Raw genomic sequence first — 596 nt, 5'->3', positions numbered from 1 at the left:
CCTCGCCGTCGAGGCGCATGCGCCCGCCCTCGTAGTCATAGGCCCAGAGCGCCCCATAGCGGCGGCAGAGCGTGCAGTTGCACGCCGTGGCGGGACCTGGGTCGCCTTCGATGATCCAGCGGCAGGCCCTGCAGTGGCAGGCTCCCGTCAGCATCGCCCCCTCCTTTCGCGCTCGCCCGCTCCGTCCGGGGCCGGCGGACCGCTCAGCCCGCCGGAATCGGCAGTTGCTCGACCACCTCGACGCTGTCGCCAGGGAAGATGGCGAAGTGGGGATGGTCAACGAACATCGCGGCGGCGGCGTCGATGGTCTCGGCGCGCACGACCACATAGCCGGTGACGGCGTTGCGGAAGTCGGCGACGCCCGCCGGCGATATCTTCTTGGTGCGGCCGAGCGGGCCGCCGGTCTCGACCACGGCGTCGGCGTGCTGGCGCATCCAGGCGCCCCAGGCGGCGATGCCGGCGCTCTTGGTCTCGTCGCTGAGGTCCGGGATCGCCGCCGCCATGTTCGGCGAGCCCATGTAAAGGGCCAGGAAATTCTTCATCGTCTTGCTCCCTCATCGAGGCCGCCGTCCATCATCGGCGATCGCGGCGCTCTA

The 596-nt window shown here is 70.3% G+C and carries 1 protein-coding gene; it reads right to left on the bottom strand.

Annotation, left to right across the window (positions count from 1 at the left end):
- Positions 1-203: 203 nt before the first annotated feature.
- On the bottom strand, positions 204-542 hold the full coding sequence (locus tag F2B26_RS16705; RefSeq protein ID WP_159811215.1) for a YciI family protein: 339 nt from the start codon (positions 540-542) through the stop codon (positions 204-206).
- Positions 543-596: the final 54 nt, after the last annotated feature.

Source organism: Cellulomonas citrea (genome assembly GCF_009829685.1).
GTDB lineage: Bacteria > Actinomycetota > Actinomycetes > Actinomycetales > Cellulomonadaceae > Cellulomonas > Cellulomonas citrea.
The sequence above is the reverse complement of the archived record's forward strand: the minus strand, read 5'-3'. Positions and strand labels throughout refer to the sequence as shown.